The sequence below is a fragment of the Rhodoligotrophos sp. CJ14 genome (assembly GCF_038811545.1).
GTDB lineage: Bacteria > Pseudomonadota > Alphaproteobacteria > Rhizobiales > Im1 > Rhodoligotrophos > Rhodoligotrophos ferricapiens.
This window is the reverse complement of sequence record NZ_CP133319.1, coordinates 2,018,750-2,039,861: the sequence shown is the minus strand read 5'-3', so window position 1 is coordinate 2,039,861 and position 21,112 is coordinate 2,018,750. Positions and strand designations below refer to the sequence as shown.

Genomic DNA, 21,112 nt, shown 5'->3' with positions numbered 1-21,112 from the left:
GGTTTCGGCAATCGCGGGTTCATTCGCGCTTAGCGGTGGCGGCCAAGACGCGGAGAAGCGTCTGATCCCGCTGCTCAACCAGTTCTTCGTAAGAACGGTCGCCGATCTCCTCGTCGACGCCGCCGACGATCAGGTCGCGCAGCTCCGGCGTGATGAGAGGTGTGCCCAGATCTGCCCACCACTTTTCGACATTCGGCCCGAGATGGTCGAAGAAATGGGCCATGCCGCCTTTGCCGCCGGCGAGGTGGAAGGTGAGGTGCGGGCCCATTACCGCCCAGCGAAGACCAGGGCCATAGGCGATGGCTGCATCCACGTCATCGACGCTGCCCACCCCTTCCTGGACGAGATGCAAGGCCTCCCGCCACAATGCGGCTTGCAGGCGATTGGCGATATGGCCAGGCACCTCCTTGCGCACATGGATCGCGCGCTTGCCGACATGGTTGTAGAAGGCAATCGCCCATTGCACGGCCGCCTCTGAGGTGCGGCCCCCGCCCACCACTTCGACGAGCGGGATCAGATGAGGCGGGTTGAAGGGATGGCCCACCACCAGCCGTTGGGGTTCACGCATTTCGGCCTGCATCTCGGTGACGCCAAAGCCGGAGGTGGATGAGGCGATGACGCGGTCGGGCGGCAGCACCGCATCGATCTCTTCCAGCAAGGCTTGCTTGATGGCGGCGCGTTCAGGCGCGCTTTCCTGAACGAAATCGGCGCCAGTCGCAGCCTCGGCGGCGGAAGCGTGAAAGCTGAGCCGGCTCGCGGCTTGCTCGAGCGTCGCGTGTGCAACCCCGAGCTGTCGCAGTGCAGGCCAGGCGCCTTCGAGATAGGTTCGAACGAGTTCGGGCGTGGCGGGTGAGGGATCGGTCAGCCGAACCTTGAGCCCGCGGGCCAAGAACCATGCGGCCCAGGATGAGCCTATCGTTCCTGCTCCAACAATGCCGATTGTCTTGACGGCCTCGTGCGCAATGAATGGCATGATGCTGAAATCCCGTTTGCGTGTTCTTGCGGTCTGCTCGCAGCCCCACCATGAGCTTTGCGGCTAGAGATAGCTTGCGGACAGCGCGTTGGCGACACCGTCGGCCAGGAGCTTTCGGCTTTCTCCCTCGAGCACGATGCGGCCGCGCCTCAGCACGTATCCTTGGTCGGAGACCTTGAGCGCCAGGCTTGCCATCTGCTCGGCGATGATGACAGTTGCGCCGGAGCGGCGAGCATAGCCGGTGATGAACTCATAGATCTGGGTGACGATGATCGGCGCAAGCCCCAGCGAGGGCTCGTCCAGCAGGAGATAGGAGGGATCCCTGATGGTGGCGCAGGAGAGGATCACCATCTGCTGCTGGCCGCCGCTGAGATAGCCCGCCTGCACCTTCGCCTTTTCTCGAAGGATGGGAAAGCGCTGGTAGATGTCGGCGATCGCGTCGGCAAGATCGGTTTTGCGGGCGCCGAAGGACCAAGCAAGCCTCAGGTTCTCCTCCACGGTCAGCTGCCGGAAGAGGCGGCGGCCTTCCATGGCGTGTGCAAGCCCGAGCTTTGCCCGGCGCTCGGCCGGGATTTTGGAGACGTCCTGGGCATTCAGTATGATGGTGCCACCGCGCAGGGGCGCAATCCCTGAAATCACTCGCAATAGGGAGGATTTGCCGGCGCCATTGGCACCGAGGATCGCCGTGGTGGTGCCGGCCCTGGCGGTGATCGAGACGCCGCGCACCGCCTCGACGGCGCCGTAGCTCACCTTCACATCGCGCAGCTCAAGCATTCACCGCCTCCTCCTCGCCGAGATAGGCGCTGATCACGGTGCGGTCGCTGCGCATGCCCTCGATCGTGCCGCGATAAATGACGCGGCCGCTATCGAGCACGATGACGTCATCGACGAGCTCAGCCAGGAAATCCATGTGATGATCGATCAGCATGATGGTGAGGCCCATGTCCTTCATGCGCCGGATGATACGGGCGAGATGTTCCATCTCGACCTCCGACAGCCCGGCGGCGGGCTCATCGAGCAGGATGGCGCTGGGTTGCGCGACAAGGGCGCGAGCGACCTCGGCCAGACGGCGGTACCCATAGGGCAAGGATTCGATCGTCTGATCGGCGGTGGGGGTGAGCTCGGTGAGATCCATCACCTTATCGATGCGGGTCAGGAACTCGGCCTCCTCATGAATGGCCCGCGGCAGAGCCAAGGCCGAGGCAAAGCCGCTATGCGTCATCAGCCGATGGGCGCCGAGCAGCAGGTTCTCGCGCACGGTGAAATTGGGAACCAGCCGCGGATCCTGAAAGGTGCGCACCACTCCCGCCTGGGCAATGCGGTGATCGGGCAGGCCGGTGATGTCCTGGCCCTTGAATTCGACGCGACCATCACTCGGCTGATAGAGGCCGCTGATCACATTGACCAGCGTGCTCTTGCCAGACCCGTTGGGGCCGACGAGCGCTGTAATGCGACCGGGCTTCAATTCCAGAGAGACATTATCAAGCGCGGTGAGGCCACCGAAATTCTTGGTGAGCTTCTTGACCGTGAGCACGCCGCCGGCTTCGGCGGGCTGAGCCTTGGCCTCGGCTTCCCCTGGTTCGGCTTTGCGTTCCTCTTTACGCATCTCGCGCAAGGCGCGTGGCTGGATGAAGCGCGGCGGCGCGAGCAGCAATCCCGCGATGCCGCGCGGCAGCACGATCAGCGAGAAGGTGAGGATCACACCATAGACAATGAACTGATATTCGGAGAAGACCTGCAAGGTTTCCGGCAGGAAGGTGAAGATGGTGGCGCTGATGACCTGGCCGGCGATCGAGCCAAGGCCGCCCACGATCGCGATGACCAGGACCTCGATGGAGCGGTTGAGGCTGAAACTGTCGGGGCCGAGATAGCCGACAAGATGGGCATAGAGGGCGCCGGCGAGGCCCGCAAGCAGGCCGCTCAGCACATAGGCAAGGCGCTTCGTGCCGGTGCGAGAGATGCCCAAGCTGCCGGCGGCGACCTCGCTGTGATGGATGGCGAAGAAGGCGCGTCCGGTGCGGCTCTGCGTGACGTTGCGCATGATCCAGATGGTAAGCACCGTGACCAGCAAAATGGCCCGGAAGAACCAGACTTCGTTGATGCGAACACCGAAGGGCTTGAGCGTGCGCAAGGTGGGGGAGGGCACGCCGCTCAGCCCCATCATGCCGCCGGTCACGTCATTCCATTCGCGCACGATCTCGAAGAAGATCATGCCGAAACCCAGCGTCATCATGGCGAGATAGACGTCGCGCACGCGGCCGGCGGGGAAGGAGAGAAGATAACCAACAAGCCCGGCAGCGAACATCCCGACCGGCACAGACACGACGACGCTGATGCCATAGGTCTTGGCGAGAATGCCGGTGACATAGGCCCCCATTCCGAACAGGCCGGCATGGCCGAGCGAGATCTGGCCGGCCAGCCCGGTGAGCAGGTTGATGCTGAGCGCGAAGATGATCGAGATCATCACGAAGCTCAGGATGTGCACCGTACCAGCGCTCATCCAATCGGCCCCGAGCGCGAGGGCAACAACGATGGCCGCCAGCAGATAAGGGTTGGTGACGAGCGCGGTGAGGGCGTTTCTGAACCTGGTCATGCCTTGGTCGCCTCGGCTTGAGCGAACAGGCCGTTGGGTCTGAGTGCGAGCATGAGCATCAGAATGGCAAAGGCCACCGGTTGTTCAGCGGCGGAGGAAATATAGCCGCCAATGAGTTTCGACAGCACGCCAAGAGCTATGCCGCCAATGAGGGCACCGATCGAGCTGCCCATGCCGCCGACGACAGCTGCCACGAAGCCGAAGAGGACCAGGTTGAAGCCGAAGGCTGGATCAACCGTGCCGCCGATCTGGGAGACGAGAAGGCCTGCGGCACCGGCCAGCAGGGCGGACAGGATGAAGGAGCCAATCACGATGGCATTCACCGGCATCCCGTTCACGCGACCAAGCTCAGGGTCGTGGGATACGGCGCGCACCGCCTGACCCCAGCGGGTGAAGCGCAGGAAACATTCGAGCACCACGACCAGGAATATGGATAGGCCAAGCACCAGGAGATATTGCAGCGATACGTAGAGGCCGAAGACGGTGATGAAATCATCCGAGCCGAAGATAAGCGAAGGGAAAGCCACAGCCTGCGAGCCGAACAGCTTGGCTGCCACACCTTGCAATACGATGCCGAAGCCCAAGGTGGAGACGACCCATCCCATGCTGTTGTTGCCCTTCAGCGCCGGCCGCACGGTGAAGCGCTCGATGAACATGCCGAGCACCGCAACGATGAGCAGCGAGAGGATGGCGGCGCCAGCCATGGCAAGACCCTGGCTGGCGAAAAACACCAGGAGCATGGCGCAGAACATCATCAGCGAGCCATGACCGAAGTTCAGAGTCTTCGTGGTCCAGAACGTCACGTTGAGACCGAGGGCCACCAGCGCATAAACGGAGCCCACGCTGACGCCAGCCAGGACAAGCGAAAGAAAAATGTTCAACCCTTACCTCCTGCGATAGCCCACTCCGCCCATCGGAGGCGCGGCTCACCAAGCAGCGGTTATTCGCTGCGAGAGCCTCTGCGCGGTGTGCGGAGAGACCAGTCTGGAACAGCGGAGGAGCCCAAGATTGGCTGCGGGCTAGGCCTTAGACGGGGAGCAGTGAGTTTGCGAGCCCGTATCTTCCGCGTCAGCCTATGCTCGAGCTCCACCGATGGGGGTCGCCTATTTCTCCACCATGGTCAAACTGACCTTGTCGGCCGTCTTGCCGATCTCGTAGATCGCGAGATCGTCCACACCCAGGGCGACGTGATCCTTGGGGCTGAACGAGATCGACCGAATGCCAGCGCCGGCAAAATCCTTCGTCTCTTCCATGGCCTTGATAATGGCTTCAGGCTCGGTCGAACCGGCCCGTTCGATGGCGGAGGCCAGCAGATTCACGCAGTCATAGGCCGAGCCAACGGTGGTCGCGATCGAGATCTGTGCCCGGTCAGGGTTGGGGCCCCACCAGCGATCGGTGCCGAACTTCGCCTTGTAAAGGTCAAGGAAGGTCTTGGTCGCAGGCGGCAGAGGATCAAGGCCTAGAGACTTGGTGGTTGCGGCCCGCGTGCCGACCACCAGGTCGCCGGCGCCTTCCATATAGGGAGGTGTGATGCCGCCCGCGGAGGCATAGAAGGGCAGGTTCAGGTTGAGGCGGGCCATGTTCTTCCTGATCACCGCGAGATCCGCGCCCAAACCGATGACCAGGAGCACCTCGGCGCCGCCGCGCTGCACGCTTGTGAGCTGCGCCGTCATATCCTGAGCGCGCTGATTGTAGGATTCCGACGTGATCTTCACATCGGGATTGAACTTTTTCAGCTTCTCCTCGACGAGCTTGGCCCCGGTCACGCCATAGCCGGTGCTTTCATGGAGCAGGCCGATATTCTTGTAGCTCGACAGAGCCTTGGCCAGCTTTTCCGATTCGACACTGTTGCTGATGGAAACCGAAAATACGTTCGGACGCGGATCGCCATCATCGCCGTTGGGGTTCACGATCGACGGGGTCTGCGCCTGGGTATTGCACATGGGCCGGCCATCGGCTTCGACCATGTCAACGATCGCCAGCGTCGGGCCGCTGCCGGAAGGAGCGATCAGGGCCACGATGTCTTCATTGTCGAGGATACGGCGCATGTTCTGAACAGCGCGGTCCGGGACGAGCTGGTCGTCGAGCACTTCGGCGAATTCGAGCTTCTTGCCGTTGATCCCGCCCTTCTTGTTCCATTCCTCAATGGCGATTTCGGCCCCGCGGCGAATGCCCTCGCCGAATTCATTGAAAGGGCCGGTCAAGGCACCCGTAAAGCCAAGCTTTATCGTTTCCTGGGCTGACGCCATCGGGGATCCCGCCATGGCTGCCATGGCCGCGCCGGCCAGCATCGCCAGGCAGAGTGAACCCGTCTTCCGGTTTGTCATTCAATCCTCCCACTTTCGTTGTTCTGGCGCGGTTTCGCTTGTGGCTGATCAACCGAAACCGCTCTCGCGACTTTGCTTGGTTGCATTTTCTTCATGCGAACCGGCATCCACTTCGCTTGAAAATGCTTTCACTCTTTCTCGCATTTTCTTCACGCGGACCGGTGCCCACTTCGCGTGAAAATGCTTTCGTGAAGACTCCCGCTCTACGGCTGTTCGTCTTCCGCTGGGGATGAGCGCCTAGGGCGTGCTTCAGGCCTTTTCGGCCTGCTTGAGCTCATCGGTGAGGATCGGCACGCTGGAGGTGATCGTGTGTATCCCCAGCACGCTGATAAGCTCGAAGATTTCCATGATCTCGGCGCCGGTCGCCCCATAGTTCAGGGCATTGCGGATGTGAATGCGCAAGCCTGGCTCATAGAGATGGGTGGTCGCCGCATCGATGGCGATATAGATGAACTCCTTCACCTTCGGCTCGAGCGGCCCCTTCTTCCAGGGCACGCCGGAGAATTCGAGATAGGCGGCAAAGAAGTCGGGTGACATGCGCAGCACGGCATCCCAGATCGGGCTCCAGTAGCCACGCAGTTCCGTGAATTTCGCCTTGAGCTTCTCCTGCTCGGCGGTGAGCTCGCCCGTGGGTAACGGGCCGCCTTTGCCGGTGGCCTGCATCTCCTCGAGGAGAATGGGCACGCCCAGGGAGCAGGAATGAATGCCAAGCACGGAGGTGAGCTCGAGCACCTCCATGATCTCCTCCCGGGTGGCGCCGTAGCGGATGGCGTTGCGCATGTGGATGCGGGTGCCGGGGTCATAAAGATGGGTGGTCGAGGTATCGATCGCGATATAGATCAGTTCGCGAACCTTCGGGTCGAGCCCGCCTTTCCGCTTCCAAGGCGCGGAGGAGAAATTTTTGTAAGCCTCGAAAAAGTCGGGGTCGATCTCGAGAAGATCGGACCACAGATCGCTCCAATAGCCGCGAGCTGACGTAAATTCATCCTTAAGCGCCTGACGGCGCGCATCCAGCGTTCCCATCCTGACCTCTTATCGTTGTGGAGCCGGCTCTTGCAGAGTGGGGATTGCTTGCGCCCCTTGCCTGCCCGGCGGCTGATTTTTGCTCGACATGGTAGGGGCAAAGGCGCGGAAGAAAATACCAATGCTCAACAACCTTCTTTGCATTTTCCGCAAAGGTGGTGGCGAAAGCGGACGCGGCAGGCTTAAGCGCTGTCACATGGTGGACCATTCATTCTCCAGATGCAGCCGATCCTCCAGGTCGTGACTACTGAAGAGTGGCTCGAAATCTGTGACCGCAGTGGCTCCATCCTTGCGGTTTGCAAAGAAGCCAACGAGAAAATTCACGAAGGTCCTGACCTTGAGCGGGACATAGCGCGAGCGCTCATAAACCGCATAAATATTGTGATCAAAAATGCCGGGGCTCACTGGCCATTCGGGTAAGACCTGCACCAGCCGGCCGGACTGCAACTCGTCCCAGATGCACCATTTGGGCAGAAGGCCCAGTCCCATGCCGGCCAGGGCGCATTCCCGCACGATCTCGGAATTGTTCACCTGAATGGGGCCGGTCACGCGGATGTCGCGAGTGCCCGTCTTCTCGCGGAAGCGCCAGAGGGCGGAGCCATCGTCGAAGCGACCGTCGAGGTAAGTGAGGCAGCGGTGATGGACGATATCATCGGGATGTTCGAGCTTGGGGCTTCTCGCGAGATATTCGGGACTTGCAAAGATAATGCGGCGGCTCGCATCCCAAAGCTTCCGCACGGCTAGTGACGGCTCATCCAGATTGCCGAGGCGGATGGCGACATCGATCTTGTGCTCAATGAGGTCGCGGGGCTCTTCTGTGAGCCAGAGCTTTACCCTGATCTCGGGATAGTTCTCATAGAAGGCGGGCAGGGCGGAAGCGAGAAGCCGGGTGCCGACCGCGACCCGCGTGTGCACATGAAGCAGGCCCCTCGGCTTGGCGTGGTGCTCGGAGACAATGCTTTCCAGCGTATCGAATTCCTGGATGATGTCAGATGCGCGCTCGTAATAGATCTGGCCGACTTCGGTAAGGGTGAGCTTGCGGCTCGTCCTATAGATGAGGCGAACGCCAAGTGCGTGTTCCAGCGTGTTGATTTGCCGTGACACAGAGGCAGGGGACAGGCCGACCAGCCGGCCCGCCGCAGAGAAGCTGCCAGTCTGCACCACCTTCAAAAACAAGCGAATGTTCTTGAGCGTTTCCATCTCCCAGAGCCTTTCTTTGCGTGAGGCGCAATAATGGTAGTTGGATAACGTGCATTCGCAAGCTTTCCGCTGGCCATAAGATGCCCCGAAGGTGTGGCCCCTGGTCTGCTCCAACCGATGAGTTTGGCGTTATGGGGCCTCAGCCCACAAAAAAGCCAATGATAGGAGGACACGCGCCATGCAGGGCGTCTATGAGTACTTTCCCACGGAGCGGATAAATTTCGGCGAGACGATCGAGGTCGCGCTGCGCCGAGAACTCGAGCAGATGGGCGCAAAGCGGGTGTTCGTGCTCGCGTCGAACACGTTGAGCCAGCAGACGGATGCGCTGACGCGGGTCAAGGCGATACTCCAAGACAGGTTTGTCGGCGTGTTCGATGCGATGCCCGCTCACTCGCCCCGCAGCGCATTGCTCCAGGCGCTGGCCATGGCCCGGGAGGTCGAGCCTGATCTGTTGATATCCTTGGGCGGAGGCTCATCGATCGACGGTGCCAAGCTCGTGCAGGTGGGGCTTGCGGAGACCATCAGGTCTCATGATGATTTCAACGCGTTCCATGCGCAACGCGGAGCGGACGGGCAGATCTTCGTGCCCAAAATTCGTGATAACGGCCTGCGCCAGATCGCAATTCCGACGACGCTCTCAGGGGCCGAATACACGACCACGGGCGGCTCGGTCGATGATATCGCGCATAAGAAGGACCTCTATATCGCGCGCCAGTTGGTGCCGGTCGCGGTGATTCTCGACCCGAGCATCGCACGGCTCACAACGGAATGGCTGTGGCTTTCGACAGGGTTCCGGGCCGTTGATCATGCGGTCGAATCGATCTGCTCGCCGACGGCCAATCCGTTCACCGATGCGACTTGCATTCATGGTTTGCGGATGCTGCAAAGATCAATGCGCCGGACGAAAAAGGATCCGGACGATCTCGACGCTCGTTTGCAGTCGCAAATGGGCGTGTGGCTTTCAACAAGCGGCATGGGCCGCGGACAGCACGGGGCAAGCCACGGGATCAGCTATTCGCTCGCAGCCATCGCGAATGTGCCCCATGGACATTGTTCCTGCGTGTTGCTGCCCGCGACGATGCGGTTCAATGCAAAGGTCAATCCCGAGCGGCAACAGATTGTCAGCGAGGCTCTGGATCGGCCCGGGCAGCCCGCGGCGGATGCGCTGCTCGAGCTCCTGGAGGAATTGGGCCTGCCACGGCGCCTGCGCGATGTCGGGGTGCAGCGCGAGCAGCTCGTTCCCATCGCGAGGACAGTGCTTGCCACCGGTCAGGCCCGGTTCAATCCGCGGCCGGTGCGGGAAGAGAGCGACGTGCTGGAAATTCTCGAGACGGCTTGGTGACTCACGGTCACGGTTGTCGGATCATTGCAAAAGGTGAAAAGATCCTCCTTGCCACGAGGCTCTTTTCACCCAGGCGTCGCAAAGCTAGCGTTTCACATCATACCAGTCGCTGCTCGTCTTCGAGACGCTCTGGCAAAGTATTGCAAGCCGGATCTGGAGATTTGAGCTTCAGATCGGCGCATCAGCCAAAACGGACAGAAGTTCCGTAGGGATACGAGGAAATACCCGATGAAGTTTGGCATGTTCTACGAGCATCAGCTCCCTCAGCCATGGTCAGAAGACGCCGAGCTCAGGCTTTATCAGGAGGCGCTCGACCAGGTCGAGCTGGCCGATAAGCTTGGCTATGACTATGTCTGGGAGGTCGAACACCATTTCCTCGAGGAGTATTCGCATTCCTCCGCGCCCGAGGTGTTCCTCGCGGCCTGTTCCCAGCGCACGAAGAATATCCGGCTCGGCCATGGCGTGATGCTGATGTCGCCGGACTATAACCATCCGGCGAGGTCCGCCGAGCGCATCGCTACGCTCGATCTCGTCTCGAATGGCCGCGTCGAATGGGGCACGGGCGAGTCGGCGACGGCGATGGAGATGGGCGGGTTCGGGCTTTCTCCCGATGACAAGACGGCGAAATGGCAGGAGGCGACCGAGCAGGCCGCCAATATGCTGGCGATGACGCCCTATCCCGGCTTCAAGGGCGAGTTCTTCGAAATGCCGGCCCGCAACATCGTGCCGAAGCCGGTACAGCGGCCGCATCCACCCATGTGGGTAGCCTGCTCCCGGCGCGAGACCATTCATCGCGCGGCACGCCATGGGCTTGGCGCACTGGCCTTCGCCTTTGTCGAGCCGGAGCAGGCGGCGCACTGGGTGCAGGAATATTACGACATCATCAAATCAGACGAGTGCGTGCCAATCGCGCATACGGTCAATCCGAATATTGCGCTGGTCTCGGGCATGTCGGTGCATGAGGATGAGCAGGAGGCGCTGCGGCGCGGGCTCGACGGGTTCCGCTTCTTTGGCTATTCGCTCGGCTATTATGGCCTTTACGGACAGCATCGGCCCGGCCGCTCGCAGGTCTGGGAGCGGTTCCTGGAGGTTAAGGAAGATCTCAAGGACAATGCGGGCAACGGCGGCATCGGAACGCCAGAGCAGGTGCGCGCCCATCTCGAGCGCTACGAGAAGATCGGCGTCGACCAGATCATCTTCGTGCTGCAGAGCGGGAACAACAAGCATGAGCATATTACAGAGTCGCTTAAGCTGTTCGCCGAAACCGTGATGCCCGATTTCAAGAAGCGCGATGCGATCCGCGAGGAGCAGAAGCGCAAGGAACTCGCGCCTTATATCGAGGCGGCGCTTGCCCGCAAACGCCGCATGCCAGACGTCGCCGATGCGGACATCCCGATCGTCGAGGCTTTCGGCCGGAAGAAGGGCGCAACGGTTGGCGTGGCGCAAGCTGCCACCTTCACCGATCGCGGCGGCTCCATTTCCGTGCCGAGGTTCGATCCGCACGCGAAGAAAGAGACGATCGAGAACTGAAGGAAGCGCGGGAGTTTCGACCATGACCCTCGATCCGGGTGCGGCCGCCGTGCTCGAGCTCATCAAAAGCTCGGGTCGGCCAGGCTATGAGGTGATGTCGCCCAATGAGGCGCGGGAGGCCTATAATGCCTCGCGCCGGGCCTCCGTCGAGGCGCCTCAGGAGGTGGAACGGGTGGAGACGCTGGAGGCCACGCGGCCGAATGGCTCCATCCCCATGCGCCACTATCGGCCGCTTGGCAGTGGCGACACGGTGCTGCCCCTGCTGGTCTATTTCCACGGTGGCGGCTGGGTGCTCGGCAATCTCGACAGCCATGACGGGCTCTGCCGCCAGCTTGCGCATCAGGCGGGCTGCGCTGTCATCTCCGTCGACTACCGGCTTGCGCCGGAGCACAAGTTCCCGGCGGCTGTCGAGGATGCCGCCGCGGCAACGGACTGGATCTTTGCCCATGCAGCCAAGCTCAAGGCCGATCCTGGCCGCGTGGCGCTCGGTGGAGACAGCGCGGGAGGCAATCTCGCCATCGTGACGGCCCTGCAAAGGGTCATGACTGGAGCCTCACCGGTCCGGGCGCTGTTTCTCATCTATCCGGCGACGGATTTCAGCTTCGAGACGCCCTCGCAGGCGGAATTCGCCGAAGGGCACCTTCTGACACGCGCCAACCAGGAGTGGTTCCACAAGCATTATCTGCGAAGCGATGCTGACCGGACGGACTGGCGAGCATCGCCGCTGCGCGCGCCGGATCTTGCGGGATTGCCATATACGATCGTGCTGACCGCGAGCCATGATCCGCTGCGTGATGAAGGCGAGGCCTTCGCCAGACGGCTGATCGAGGCGGGCGTGACCGTCACCGTCAAGAGGGCCGCCGGTCAGATCCACGGGTTTCTGCCCATGGAAAAGCTCATTCCCGCAGCCAAGGGCGTGACATGTGAGCTTGCGGATCTGCTGTCCTTCGCACTCAAGGCGCGGCATGCCGAGCAGGCCGGCGCGACAATATCGAGTTAAACGATGATGCATATTGGGCGGGCGGCGGGAACCAGTCCGGGCAGCTCTGAAACTGCCGAGGCGCTACGCCAGCGGTTTCGCGGCGCCATGCGGCGCCTGGCGAGCGGTGTCGGGGTGGTGGCCACAGCAAATGGCCAGCGCTGGTTCGGGATGACCGCCACCGCCATCACCTCCCTCTCGATGGACCCTCCGTCCCTCGTGATCTGCGTCAACCGCAGCGCGTCGATCCACGATCCGCTGACGGAGACGGGGCTGTTCAGTGTCAATCTGCTGCGCCGGGACCAGTCGGAGATCGGGCACGCCTTTGCGAAGCTGCCCAGCACAGAACGGTTCGCGGTGGGCGAATGGGTTCTTTCCGAAACCGGCTGTCCCTGCCTCGTGGGGGCGCAAGCGGTTGTTCTTTGCCGACAGGGACCAATAATGTCATTCGGAACCCATACGCTTATCGTCGGCGAGGTAATCGAGACAATCGTTGACCAGGAGGTCGCACCCCTGGTCTTTGTCGATGGCAATTTTCTGGTCGAGTGACACCATGATCATTTCGGTAACGGCCGCTGGCCGGGTGAAACTGTTGGATGCGGACGATTTCAAGGGCTTCAAGGTCCGGGTCGATGACCCCGGCGCCTCGACGGGCAGCGTCGCCAAGGCGCTGAACGGGCTGGCCCGGGTCGACGAGAGCGGGCATGCCTGGGTGGACGAGGCAGCCTTGCGCAAGCTGGGTGCCCAGGTCGGCGGACCGGGGTGGCAGGATTCCGCCACAGGCATGATCGCCTATGCCAAGCGGGCAGGATGGGTGGACGAGGCCACCGGGGCCATTCGGGCGCATATCGAATGGCCTGAGACGGCCCGCAAGGACTGACGCCCGATCTCCGGTCGATCGCGGCAGACGGATGGTGTCAGCCGCTCGTCTGCGCGGTCATGAAATTCCTGTCCAGCCAATCAAGAATGACGCCGGCCACCTGGTCGCTGTTGCGATCCATCATCGGCATGTGAGAATTGCCGGTGATGCCGTGGCGGGGGAGGTCGAGGGTATTGGCATGGCCGCCTGAGTGATGCCATGCGTCCATCATCGCGCGGGCCTTATCAGCCAGCGGCGGCCATTCCGGCGTGCGCTCGATGAAATCACCCATCACGAGCAGCAATGGCCGGCTTTCGGGATCTGTGATCTCACTCGGCTCGGGAAGCCCATGCGGTTCCACCAGGATAGAGCCGCGGACGAGATCAGGGCATTGAAGGGTTGCCGCCATGGCAAGCCCGCCGCCCTGGCTATGGCCGAGCAGAATACATGGCCCGATCCTGGCAATGGCCGCTTTGAGGCCGGCCAGCATGACAGCGCCGTTGGCAGGCCAGCGCGGCACGGCGGTTCTGGAGAAGGCTTCTGCCGCCTCAAGCGGAAATTGCAGGCCAGGAAAGCCGGTGCGTGTTGCAAAATGCTGCGGCTCTCCGAAACGATAAAGGCGCCAGGCTTCCTCCTCGCTGCGGATGATCGGCCGATCCGGCCATATGCCGTCATGGGCGCAGAAGCCGGACCGGCCGCGTTCAGGCATATCGATGACATAGGTCGTGATCCCCGCTTTGAGGAAGAACGCGAGCCAGCCATCGCGGCCATCGGGTGTGGTCTCCCAGACGGAGCCTGTCAGCCCGCCACCATGGACGAGCAGCAACGGGGTTTCGAACCTCAGCTCAGCCGGAATGAAGAATTGGACATAGGCCTGCTCAATCCAGAAATGTCCGTTGGGGTCGTAATCATGGGCGAAACTCTTGGAGTAAGTCACGCGGCGCTTAGGCTGGCCGCCGACCACCAATTCCCGCCCGCCAACATAAAAACTCCCCATGCCTTGCAATGAGAGCATGAGATCACCCCGTCATAAATTTCCCCTGCTTTCCACTTTATCAATCGGCCTCTAGGTTTTACAGCTGCATGAGACAATGCTGATAAATCGCCCGAGAAGAACGGCGCAGCGCAACCCAGGAATGATGCTATGACCGAAGTCCCACCCAATCTCTCCGGCATCAAGCTGATCGTGATCGACAATCCGCCGGTCAATAGTCTGGGGCTTGAGGTGCGCAGAATGCTCACCCGGGAATTCGCATCGGCGGAGGAGGATCCAGCGGTCAAAGCAGTGGTTCTGGCGGGCGCCGGGGGCAAGTTCTCGGCCGGAGCCGACATTCGCGAGTTCACTGATGCGAAGGCGGTCTCCCAGCTTTATCTCGGCGAGGTGATCGATAAGATCGAGAGCTTAAGCAAGCCAGTTGTCGCCGCCGTCGACGGCGTGGCATTGGGCGGTGGACTTGAGCTTGCGCTTGGCTGTCATTTCAGAGTAGCGGGCCGCACTGCCCGGGTAGCGCTTCCCGAAATCACGCTCGGGGTTCTGCCGGGGGCGGGTGGCACGCAGCGTCTGCCGCGGGCCATTGAGTTTGCGATGGCGATCGAGATGGCGACCGGCGGCCAGATGATCGGGGCCGGGGACAAGCGGCTTCAGGGTCTGTTCGATGAGATCACGGAGGGCGATCCACGCCGCGCGGCGATCCTCTTCGCGGCCAAGATCATCGCCGATGGCATCGGACCCAGGCGGCTGAGCGAGAAAGCCATTCCTGCCGAGCCTGCCGAAGCGGCATTGCAAGCGGCGCGCGAGCGGCTGTTGCCCAATCCGGTGCCGGCCATGGCCGCTGTGCTCGAGTGTCTGGACGATGCCATTCATCGCGACTTCCGCACGGGCCTCGCCAATGAAAGAACACGGTTCGGGCAAGTCGTGGGAACGCCGGAGGCCCGCGCATTGCAGCATGCCTTCTTCGCCGAGCGCGAGGTCAGCAAGGTGCCGGGGATTACGCCTGAGACGCCCGTTCTGCCCGTCGAGGCGATTGCGGTGATCGGCGCGGGCACAATGGGCCGCGGCATTTCCATTGCCGCGCTGGATGCTGGCTTTGCGGTGACGCTGGTCGATGTGGAGGCAGCGGCGCTGGAGCGTGCGCTTGGCGCTATCGAGAGCCATTACCGGACAATGGTCGAGCGCAAACGTCTGTCGGAGGCCGATGCGGATGAGCGGCGCAAGCGCCTGACCGGCTCTGTCGATCTCAGTGCGGCGGCGCGAGAGGCCGATCTGGTGATCGAAGCCGTTTTCGAAGACCTGAAGGTCAAGCAAGAGGTGCTGGCCAAGCTCGATGCCGCTGCCGGGCCGAATACGATCCTTGCAACGAACACGTCCACACTCGATGTCGATGCACTGGCGGTTGCCACATCTCGTCCGGGGCAGGTGGTGGGCATGCATTTCTTCAGCCCGGCCAATATCATGAGGCTGGTCGAGGTGGTGCGCGGCCGTGCCACCAGCGACAGCACGCTTGCCACCGCCCTCAAGGTGGTCTCGCGCCTGCGCAAGGTCGGCGTGGTGGCCGGTGTTTGCGATGGTTTCATCGGCAATCGCATGCTCGAGGAATATCTGCGTCAGGCCTATTTCCTGCTGGACGAGGGGGCGCTGCCGCATGAGGTGGATGGCGCGCTCGAGCGCTGGGGAATGGCGATGGGACCGTTGCGCATGATGGACCTTGCTGGAAACGATATCGGCTGGGCCATTCGCAAGCGGCGCAAAGTCGAGCAGCCGGACAGACCCTATTCCGCCATCCCGGATCTGATCTGCGAGCGTGGCCGCTTCGGGCAGAAGACCGGAGCCGGCTTCTATCGATATGATGGGCGCAAGGCGATTCCCGATCCGGAGGTGGACGCACTGGTGGCCGAGCATTCGGCATCACTGGGCTTCAAGCGGCGCGAGATCGACGCGGAGGAAATCGTCCAGCGTTGCATCTATGCGCTTGTCAATGAGGGTGCGTCTGTCTTGGCCGATGGGATCGCCCTCAGGGCCAGCGATATCGATGTGGTCTATCTCGCCGGCTATGGCTTTCCGCGCTATCGCGGGGGCCCGATGCATTACGCCAATGAGGTGGGGCTGGGCCGGGTGGTCGCGGCGATGCAGCGGTTTCAACAGGGTTATCAAGGCAAGTTCTGGGAGCCCTCGCCACTGCTCGCGGAACTTGCGAGGAGTGGTGGCCGCTTCAAATGAGCCTGATTGATGGCTTACTCACCAGCCGTGCATGACGTGATCAGACTGGATTTACGATTACGGCATTCCCAAATCGGTTGAGTTCTGGTTCAAGCAGCATGCTGGTGAAGGAGGCCTGCCTGGATGGCCAAGCGGAAACTGCATCTTCTCGCCTATCTCAAGACGGGACCCACGGCCAATCATGCGGGCGGCTGGCGGCATCCTGAAGCAACGCTGCACGATATACTGGAGCCCAGCCGCTACGAGCATATCGCGCGCGTTTTGGAGGAGGCCTGTTTCGATGGCTGTTTCTTCGCGGATCTCCTAGGCCTCTATGACATTCATCGCGGCAGCTTCGCGACTTATGTGGAGAAAGGCGGGCAGATCAGCTTCATCGACCCGATGATGGTGCTGCCACTCATGGCGCGGGTGACCCGCCATCTCGGGCTTGGCGCAACCCTGTCGACGACCTTCTATCACCCCTATCATCTCGCTCGGCAGCTTGCATCGCTCGATATCCTCAGCAAGGGGCGCGTTGCCTGGAACGTGGTCACCTCGGCCACGGATCTCGAGGCCCGTAATTTCGGCCTCGAGCATATCCCCTCGCGGGATGAGCGCTATGACTTGGCCGACGAGGTGCTCGAAGCCTGCATGGCGCTGTGGGGCTCATGGGACGAGGGCGCCTTCATTCTCGATAAGGAGAAGGGTGTTTTCGCCGATGCGTCCAAGGTCCGCTATGCGAATTACCGGGGCAAGAGGTTAAGCACGCGCGGGCCGCTTTCGATCCCGCGCTCGCCACAAGGTCATCCCGTCATCATGCAGGCAGGATCATCGCCCCGCGGAAGGGCCTTTGCCGCGCGCTGGGCGGAGATGGTTTTTGCATCGGCGAGCTACGAGCCTGATCTCAGCGCATTCACCAGAGATATGCGGGCCCGCCTTGCCGATGCGGGCCGGGACCCCGAACAGTGCCTGATCATGCCGCAGATGCGGGTGGTCGTCGGTGAAACCGATGAGATTGCCGAGGAGAAGGCCGAGCATCTGCAATCACTGATCGATCCTGATCTCGCCCTGGCCAATAATTCGAGCTATCTCGGCGTGGATCTTTCCCAGGATCTCGATGAGGAGGTGCTCGCTGCCAAGCAGGGCAACCAGGGGATTCAGGGGGTGGCGGACCGGATCAAATCGGCCATGGCCGCGGAGAAGCTCAGCCTCAAACAGGCGGCCGGACGCATTCGCAACGAGCTGGTGGGATCGCCTAAAACGATCGCCGACCGCATGGAGGCGCTGTTCGAGTCCGGTGCCTGCGACGGGTTCGTGATCTCGCCCACCTATTTCCCGGGGTCGCTGGAGGCATTCTGCCGAGGCGTGGTTCCGGAGTTGCAGCGCCGGGGCATTTTCCGAACTCGTTATGAGGGGAATACTCTCCGGGAGATCCTACGTGCCTGAGGCGAGACCTCACAAGAGGGGCTCAAGTCTCCTCATCAAAGCCCAGCGCGGACCGGATTTCCTGCGCTGAAACCCCTGCTGCTCGCAGTGAGCGCAGGCTGCGATCGCCGGCGCTCTTGGAAAGCTTGCGGCCGGTCTCATCGCTGATCAGCCCGTGATGGTGATAGCGGGGCTCGGGCAGGTTCAACAAGATCTGCAGCAATCGGTGAATGGCGGTTGCATAGAACAGGTCCTGGCCGCGGGTCACATGGGTCACTTCCTGGAGCGCGTCGTCGACCACGACAGCGATGTGGTAACTCACGCCAATGTCCTTGCGGCCGAGGATCACGTCGCCCCATGCGGCAGGATCGGCCTCGAGCGGGCCAGTCTCGGCATCCGGCCCCATGCCCGCCTCGGTGAAGGTGATCGGGCCGTTTACCTGGCTCAGGGCGCGTTCCATGTCGAGGCGCAGGGCGTGTGGAATGCCGCTCGCGCGGAAAGCCTCCCGCTCGGCCCGGCTCAGGTGCTTGTGAAGCCCGGGATAGAGCGGCTGGCCATCCGGGTCATTCGGCCAGTCGGGCCTGCCCGCGATCGCCTCACGGATTTCCTGGCGGCTCGCGAAGCAGGGGTAAAGCAGGCCCATGGCCGCAAGCTGGTCGAGGGCGGCGCGATAATCCGGCATGTGACGCGACTGGAGGCGCGGCTCGCCCTCCCACACGACTCCGAGCCAGGACAGATCCTCGATCGCGTTTCTCACATATTCACTGCGGCAGCGGATGAAATCGATATCCTCGATGCGCAGCAGCGTCCGGCCGCCGGCCTTGCGCGCAGATCGATTGGTGAACAGGGCGGAATAGGCGTGGCCCAAATGAAGATCACCATTGGGGCTCGGCGCAAATCGGAAAGTTGGCGTAACCATTAGCTCAAGATGATGATGTTGAATGTTGTGGTGAGCCTTACCATCTCGCTTCGCACGTCCTGAGGGCCTGTTCCAGCCAAATGACCATCACGATCGAAACCTTGGATCATGTTCAGGAGGGTATCAGCGCCCTCATCGCGCGGGAGCAGCGCTTCGGCGATATGTTGGCTGTCACCGGCATGCCACCATTGCGCCGGCTGCCGGGCGGGTTTCCAGGCCTCGTGCGGATCATCACGGAACAGCAGCTGTCGCTCGCAAGCGCTGCGGCCATATGGGGGCGCATGCAATCGCTGCATGGGCCTATCGAGCCCGCGCGAATGCTGAGCCTTGCCGATGATGATTTCCGCGCAGCCGGCCAGTCCGCGGCAAAGATCAAGACGATCCGCGCCCTGAGCCGTGCGCTCGTTGAGGGTCATCTCGATATCGCGGCGCTCGATCGGGCGGAAGACGATCATATCCGGCGCCAATTGACGAGTGTTCCCGGCATTGGGCCCTGGACCGCAGAGGTTTATCTGCTCGCCTGTCTCGGCCGGCCGGATGCTTGGCCGGCAGGGGATCTTGCGTTGCAGGTTGCGACACAAGCAGGATTGGGTCTCGCGACTCGGCCGGATGCGCGCGCCATGATCCGGCTTGCGGAGTGCTGGCGGCCGTGGCGGGCCGTCGCCGCCCGGCTGATATGGGCCTATTACGCCACCCTGAAGACAAGCACCAAGAGCGCTCCCCGCCTTCACGAGGTCATCTCCACATGATCGATGGACCCCGTCTTGCGCCCTTTTCCGGGCGCCCGCCCGAGCATCTGGTGATCATGCTGCATGGCTTTGGGTCGGATGGCGACGACATGATGGAGCTGGCCAAGCAATGGCAACGCGCATTGCCAGAGGCCGCCTTCGCCTGTCCCAATGCGCCCGAACCCTGCGATCAGTCGCCGTTCGGATATCAGTGGTTTCCGCTGACCCATCCCAAGTCGGCGCAGTATTGGCCGGGCGTGCAGAGGACCGGACCGCTGCTCGATCAGTTCATCAGCGCAGAGCTCGGCCGTTATGGGCTGGTGGATAGCCGGCTGGCGCTGGTGGGCTTCAGCCAGGGCACGATGATGGCGCTGCATGTGGGCCTGCGCCGTAACCCGCCTCAGGGCGGACCGCTTGCTGCGATTCTCGGCTATTCCGGCACGATGGCCGGTCCGGAATTTCTGCTGAACCAGATCAAATCCAGGCCGCCGGTCATGTTGATCCACGGCGAACTGGACGATGTGATCACCCTCGAGGCCCATGACAGAGCGGTTGCGGCCCTGGTGCAGGCCGGCGTCCCGGTCGAGAGCCATATCTCCCACGGCATCGGCCACGCCATGGGCATAGACGGGCTCGAGCTGGGTCTACGATTCGTCCAGGAACAGATCGAGGCCGTGCTTTAACTTTCTTCACGCGAACCGGTGCCCACTTCGCTTGAAAATGCTCCGGTGTAGTAAACCGGAAGTCGGGGCATCGTTGATCCGTCGCATTGCCTGCGACGATTGCGATCAATGCGGAGTCGCTTTCACATTGCTGTCACACCAGATATAGTAAGTGGCAGTAGCAATACTGCTGCTCCGCGCTGGAACATGCGGCCACGCTTGTCGTTTGGAATGCCGGAGTTGAAGTGAGCCAAGGAGCGGATCTGGGTGGACGGCTTCGTCACATCGCCGCAAGCTTATCCGGCGCTTGTTCTCAACGCCGATTTTCGCCCGCTGAGCTATTATCCCCTGTCGCTCTGGGCATGGCAGGATGCGGTCAAATCGGTGTTTCTCGACAGGGTCAATATCGTCTCCTATTACGATCGGGTCGTCCGCAGCCCGACTTTCGAGTTCCGTTTACCAAGCGTTGTGGCGCTGAAGAGCTATGTGAAGCCCGCGCGATATCCGGCCTTTACCCGGTTCAACCTGTTTCTGCGCGACCGCTTCACCTGCCAATATTGCGGCTCGCGTGATGATCTCACCTTTGACCATGTGATTCCCCGCTCAAGAGGCGGGCAGACCACGTGGGACAATGTGGTGGCCGCTTGCGCGCCCTGTAACCTCGCCAAGGGTGGCATGCTGCCGGATCAGGCGCGGATGTGGCCGGCGCAGAAGCCCGTGCAGCCCACGGTCCATCAGCTGCATGCCAATGGCAGGCTGTTCCCGCCGAACTACTTGCATGAAAGCTGGCTCGATTATCTCTATTGGGATAGCGAACTCGAGCCGTAGCCGATCAGCGGCTGTGAGCGACGGGCGTTGCCCGCCGGCCGGCGAGCGCGCCGAAAGCTGCGATCGCGGCAATCAACAGAGAGATCAGGGCATTGTAGCCGGCGAAAGACAAGCCGAACAGGCGCCATTGCGCCTCCGTGCAGCTGACCACCTGCGGATGGCTCAGATCGGGCAGGATGCTGCCGGACCGGCCGAGGCTCGGGCCCGCGGCGCAGGAGTCCGGCCCGGGCCACCAGCCCCATTCAACCCCGGCATGATGAAGACCGAGGGCGAAACTCACCAGCATGATCGCGGCAAAGGCGAAGAGGCCGAAGCGCAGCGCTGCCGTGTGTTCCGATTTGCGGGCGATCGGCATAAGGGCCAGGCCAAGCACGATGGCCGCGTAATAGGGCCAACGCTGCCGGTAGCAGAGCGGGCAGGGCATATAGCCGCCGATCAGCTGAAAGCCCCATGCGGCGGCAATGGTGAGGATGGTGAGAGCGAGCGCGCCAAAGAGCGCCGTGCGAGGCTTAAGAGAACTCATCAGGC

20 protein-coding genes are annotated in these 21,112 nt (G+C 61.9%); 10 read left to right on the top strand and 10 right to left on the bottom strand.

Annotated elements, in window-relative coordinates:
- Positions 1-19 precede the first annotated feature (19 nt).
- The 7 genes from RCF49_RS09500 to RCF49_RS09470 form a co-directional block, all read right to left on the bottom strand.
- Positions 20-973: a 3-hydroxyacyl-CoA dehydrogenase NAD-binding domain-containing protein gene (locus tag RCF49_RS09500; RefSeq protein WP_342643783.1), complete on the bottom strand. Its 954-nt coding sequence runs from the start codon at positions 971-973 to the stop codon at positions 20-22.
- A 63-nt stretch (positions 974-1,036) separates the two neighbouring features.
- Positions 1,037-1,747, bottom strand: coding sequence for an ABC transporter ATP-binding protein (locus RCF49_RS09495; protein ID WP_342643782.1), 711 nt, complete (start codon positions 1,745-1,747; stop codon positions 1,037-1,039).
- Positions 1,740-3,566: a branched-chain amino acid ABC transporter ATP-binding protein/permease gene (locus RCF49_RS09490; protein WP_342643781.1), complete on the bottom strand. Its 1,827-nt coding sequence runs from the start codon at positions 3,564-3,566 to the stop codon at positions 1,740-1,742. Before RCF49_RS09490 ends, RCF49_RS09495 begins: the two co-directional genes overlap by 8 nt.
- Positions 3,563-4,447, bottom strand: a complete 885-nt coding sequence (locus RCF49_RS09485) for a branched-chain amino acid ABC transporter permease (protein ID WP_342643780.1) — start codon at positions 4,445-4,447, stop codon at positions 3,563-3,565. The genes RCF49_RS09490 and RCF49_RS09485 overlap by 4 nt, the downstream gene beginning before the upstream one ends.
- A gap of 222 nt (positions 4,448-4,669) precedes the next feature.
- Complete coding sequence (locus RCF49_RS09480; RefSeq protein ID WP_342643779.1) at positions 4,670-5,893, bottom strand: ABC transporter substrate-binding protein; 1,224 nt, start codon at positions 5,891-5,893, stop codon at positions 4,670-4,672.
- Positions 5,894-6,142: 249 nt separating this feature from the next.
- A complete protein-coding gene (locus RCF49_RS09475; protein ID WP_342643778.1) occupies positions 6,143-6,916 on the bottom strand; it encodes a carboxymuconolactone decarboxylase family protein in 774 nt (257 codons plus the stop codon).
- 192 nt (positions 6,917-7,108) lie between these two features.
- Entirely contained in the window at positions 7,109-8,116 is a 1,008-nt protein-coding gene (locus RCF49_RS09470; RefSeq protein WP_342643777.1) for a LysR family transcriptional regulator, read from the bottom strand.
- Positions 8,117-8,294: 178 nt separating this feature from the next.
- Between RCF49_RS09470 and RCF49_RS09465 the strand changes: the two genes are divergently transcribed.
- The 5 genes from RCF49_RS09465 (at position 8,295) to RCF49_RS09445 (ending at position 12,847) form a co-directional block, all read left to right on the top strand.
- A complete protein-coding gene (locus RCF49_RS09465) occupies positions 8,295-9,458 on the top strand; it encodes an iron-containing alcohol dehydrogenase (RefSeq protein WP_342643776.1) in 1,164 nt (387 codons plus the stop codon).
- Positions 9,459-9,686: 228 nt separating this feature from the next.
- Positions 9,687-10,988 carry an LLM class flavin-dependent oxidoreductase gene (locus tag RCF49_RS09460; RefSeq protein ID WP_342643775.1) on the top strand — a complete coding sequence of 434 codons (1,302 nt, stop codon included), beginning with the start codon at positions 9,687-9,689 and terminating at the stop codon, positions 10,986-10,988.
- 22 nt (positions 10,989-11,010) lie between these two features.
- The gene (locus RCF49_RS09455) at positions 11,011-11,988 is read left to right on the top strand and encodes an alpha/beta hydrolase (protein ID WP_342643774.1); all 978 of its coding nucleotides are present in this window, start codon (positions 11,011-11,013) and stop codon (positions 11,986-11,988) included.
- Between the two features lie 3 nt (positions 11,989-11,991).
- On the top strand, positions 11,992-12,516 hold the full coding sequence (locus tag RCF49_RS09450) for a flavin reductase family protein (protein WP_342643773.1): 525 nt from the start codon (positions 11,992-11,994) through the stop codon (positions 12,514-12,516).
- 4 nt (positions 12,517-12,520) lie between these two features.
- Positions 12,521-12,847, top strand: coding sequence for a hypothetical protein (locus RCF49_RS09445; RefSeq protein WP_342643772.1), 327 nt, complete (start codon positions 12,521-12,523; stop codon positions 12,845-12,847).
- 37 nt (positions 12,848-12,884) lie between these two features.
- Here the strand turns inward: RCF49_RS09445 and RCF49_RS09440 are convergent, their stop codons facing one another.
- Positions 12,885-13,841 carry an alpha/beta fold hydrolase gene (locus RCF49_RS09440; protein ID WP_342643771.1) on the bottom strand — a complete coding sequence of 319 codons (957 nt, stop codon included), beginning with the start codon at positions 13,839-13,841 and terminating at the stop codon, positions 12,885-12,887.
- A 129-nt stretch (positions 13,842-13,970) separates the two neighbouring features.
- Between RCF49_RS09440 and RCF49_RS09435 the strand changes: the two genes are divergently transcribed.
- Positions 13,971-16,043: a 3-hydroxyacyl-CoA dehydrogenase NAD-binding domain-containing protein gene (locus RCF49_RS09435; protein ID WP_342643770.1), complete on the top strand. Its 2,073-nt coding sequence runs from the start codon at positions 13,971-13,973 to the stop codon at positions 16,041-16,043.
- A 123-nt stretch (positions 16,044-16,166) separates the two neighbouring features.
- Positions 16,167-17,468: an LLM class flavin-dependent oxidoreductase gene (locus tag RCF49_RS09430; protein ID WP_342643769.1), complete on the top strand. Its 1,302-nt coding sequence runs from the start codon at positions 16,167-16,169 to the stop codon at positions 17,466-17,468.
- Positions 17,469-17,490: 22 nt separating this feature from the next.
- Here RCF49_RS09430 and gluQRS read toward each other — a convergent pair whose 3' ends face one another.
- Complete coding sequence (gene gluQRS / locus RCF49_RS09425) at positions 17,491-18,366, bottom strand: tRNA glutamyl-Q(34) synthetase GluQRS (protein WP_342643768.1); 876 nt, start codon at positions 18,364-18,366, stop codon at positions 17,491-17,493.
- Between the two features lie 80 nt (positions 18,367-18,446).
- Here gluQRS and RCF49_RS09420 point away from each other — a divergent pair, with 80 nt between their 5' ends.
- The 3 genes from RCF49_RS09420 (at position 18,447) to RCF49_RS09410 (ending at position 20,584) form a co-directional block, all read left to right on the top strand.
- Positions 18,447-19,115 (top strand): DNA-3-methyladenine glycosylase family protein, encoded by a 669-nt coding sequence (locus tag RCF49_RS09420; RefSeq protein WP_342643767.1) that lies wholly within the window; start codon positions 18,447-18,449, stop codon positions 19,113-19,115.
- The gene (locus tag RCF49_RS09415; RefSeq protein WP_342643766.1) at positions 19,112-19,777 is read left to right on the top strand and encodes an alpha/beta hydrolase; all 666 of its coding nucleotides are present in this window, start codon (positions 19,112-19,114) and stop codon (positions 19,775-19,777) included. Before RCF49_RS09420 ends, RCF49_RS09415 begins: the two co-directional genes overlap by 4 nt.
- A gap of 246 nt (positions 19,778-20,023) precedes the next feature.
- The gene (locus RCF49_RS09410) at positions 20,024-20,584 is read left to right on the top strand and encodes an HNH endonuclease (protein WP_342643765.1); all 561 of its coding nucleotides are present in this window, start codon (positions 20,024-20,026) and stop codon (positions 20,582-20,584) included.
- Positions 20,585-20,588: 4 nt separating this feature from the next.
- Here RCF49_RS09410 and RCF49_RS09405 read toward each other — a convergent pair whose 3' ends face one another.
- On the bottom strand, positions 20,589-21,107 hold the full coding sequence (locus RCF49_RS09405) for a disulfide bond formation protein B (protein ID WP_342643764.1): 519 nt from the start codon (positions 21,105-21,107) through the stop codon (positions 20,589-20,591).
- Between the last annotated feature and the right edge of the window lie 5 nt (positions 21,108-21,112).

Excerpts from the sequence above, each read along its gene's own strand:
- RCF49_RS09500 (WP_342643783.1), bottom strand. The coding sequence starts at position 973 with ATGCCATTCATTGCGCACGAGGCCGTCAAGACAATCGGCATTGTTGGA.
- RCF49_RS09495 (WP_342643782.1), bottom strand. The coding sequence starts at position 1,747 with ATGCTTGAGCTGCGCGATGTGAAGGTGAGCTACGGCGCCGTCGAGGCG.
- RCF49_RS09490 (WP_342643781.1), bottom strand. The coding sequence starts at position 3,566 with ATGACCAGGTTCAGAAACGCCCTCACCGCGCTCGTCACCAACCCTTAT.
- RCF49_RS09480 (WP_342643779.1), bottom strand. The coding sequence starts at position 5,893 with ATGACAAACCGGAAGACGGGTTCACTCTGCCTGGCGATGCTGGCCGGC.
- RCF49_RS09475 (WP_342643778.1), bottom strand. The coding sequence starts at position 6,916 with ATGGGAACGCTGGATGCGCGCCGTCAGGCGCTTAAGGATGAATTTACG.
- RCF49_RS09470 (WP_342643777.1), bottom strand. The coding sequence starts at position 8,116 with ATGGAAACGCTCAAGAACATTCGCTTGTTTTTGAAGGTGGTGCAGACT.
- RCF49_RS09465 (WP_342643776.1), top strand. The coding sequence starts at position 8,295 with ATGCAGGGCGTCTATGAGTACTTTCCCACGGAGCGGATAAATTTCGGC.
- RCF49_RS09460 (WP_342643775.1), top strand. The coding sequence starts at position 9,687 with ATGAAGTTTGGCATGTTCTACGAGCATCAGCTCCCTCAGCCATGGTCA.
- RCF49_RS09455 (WP_342643774.1), top strand. The coding sequence starts at position 11,011 with ATGACCCTCGATCCGGGTGCGGCCGCCGTGCTCGAGCTCATCAAAAGC.
- RCF49_RS09450 (WP_342643773.1), top strand. The coding sequence starts at position 11,992 with ATGATGCATATTGGGCGGGCGGCGGGAACCAGTCCGGGCAGCTCTGAA.
- RCF49_RS09445 (WP_342643772.1), top strand. The coding sequence starts at position 12,521 with ATGATCATTTCGGTAACGGCCGCTGGCCGGGTGAAACTGTTGGATGCG.
- RCF49_RS09440 (WP_342643771.1), bottom strand. The coding sequence starts at position 13,841 with ATGCTCTCATTGCAAGGCATGGGGAGTTTTTATGTTGGCGGGCGGGAA.
- RCF49_RS09435 (WP_342643770.1), top strand. The coding sequence starts at position 13,971 with ATGACCGAAGTCCCACCCAATCTCTCCGGCATCAAGCTGATCGTGATC.
- RCF49_RS09430 (WP_342643769.1), top strand. The coding sequence starts at position 16,167 with ATGGCCAAGCGGAAACTGCATCTTCTCGCCTATCTCAAGACGGGACCC.
- gluQRS (WP_342643768.1), bottom strand. The coding sequence starts at position 18,366 with ATGGTTACGCCAACTTTCCGATTTGCGCCGAGCCCCAATGGTGATCTT.
- RCF49_RS09420 (WP_342643767.1), top strand. The coding sequence starts at position 18,447 with ATGACCATCACGATCGAAACCTTGGATCATGTTCAGGAGGGTATCAGC.
- RCF49_RS09415 (WP_342643766.1), top strand. The coding sequence starts at position 19,112 with ATGATCGATGGACCCCGTCTTGCGCCCTTTTCCGGGCGCCCGCCCGAG.
- RCF49_RS09405 (WP_342643764.1), bottom strand. The coding sequence starts at position 21,107 with ATGAGTTCTCTTAAGCCTCGCACGGCGCTCTTTGGCGCGCTCGCTCTC.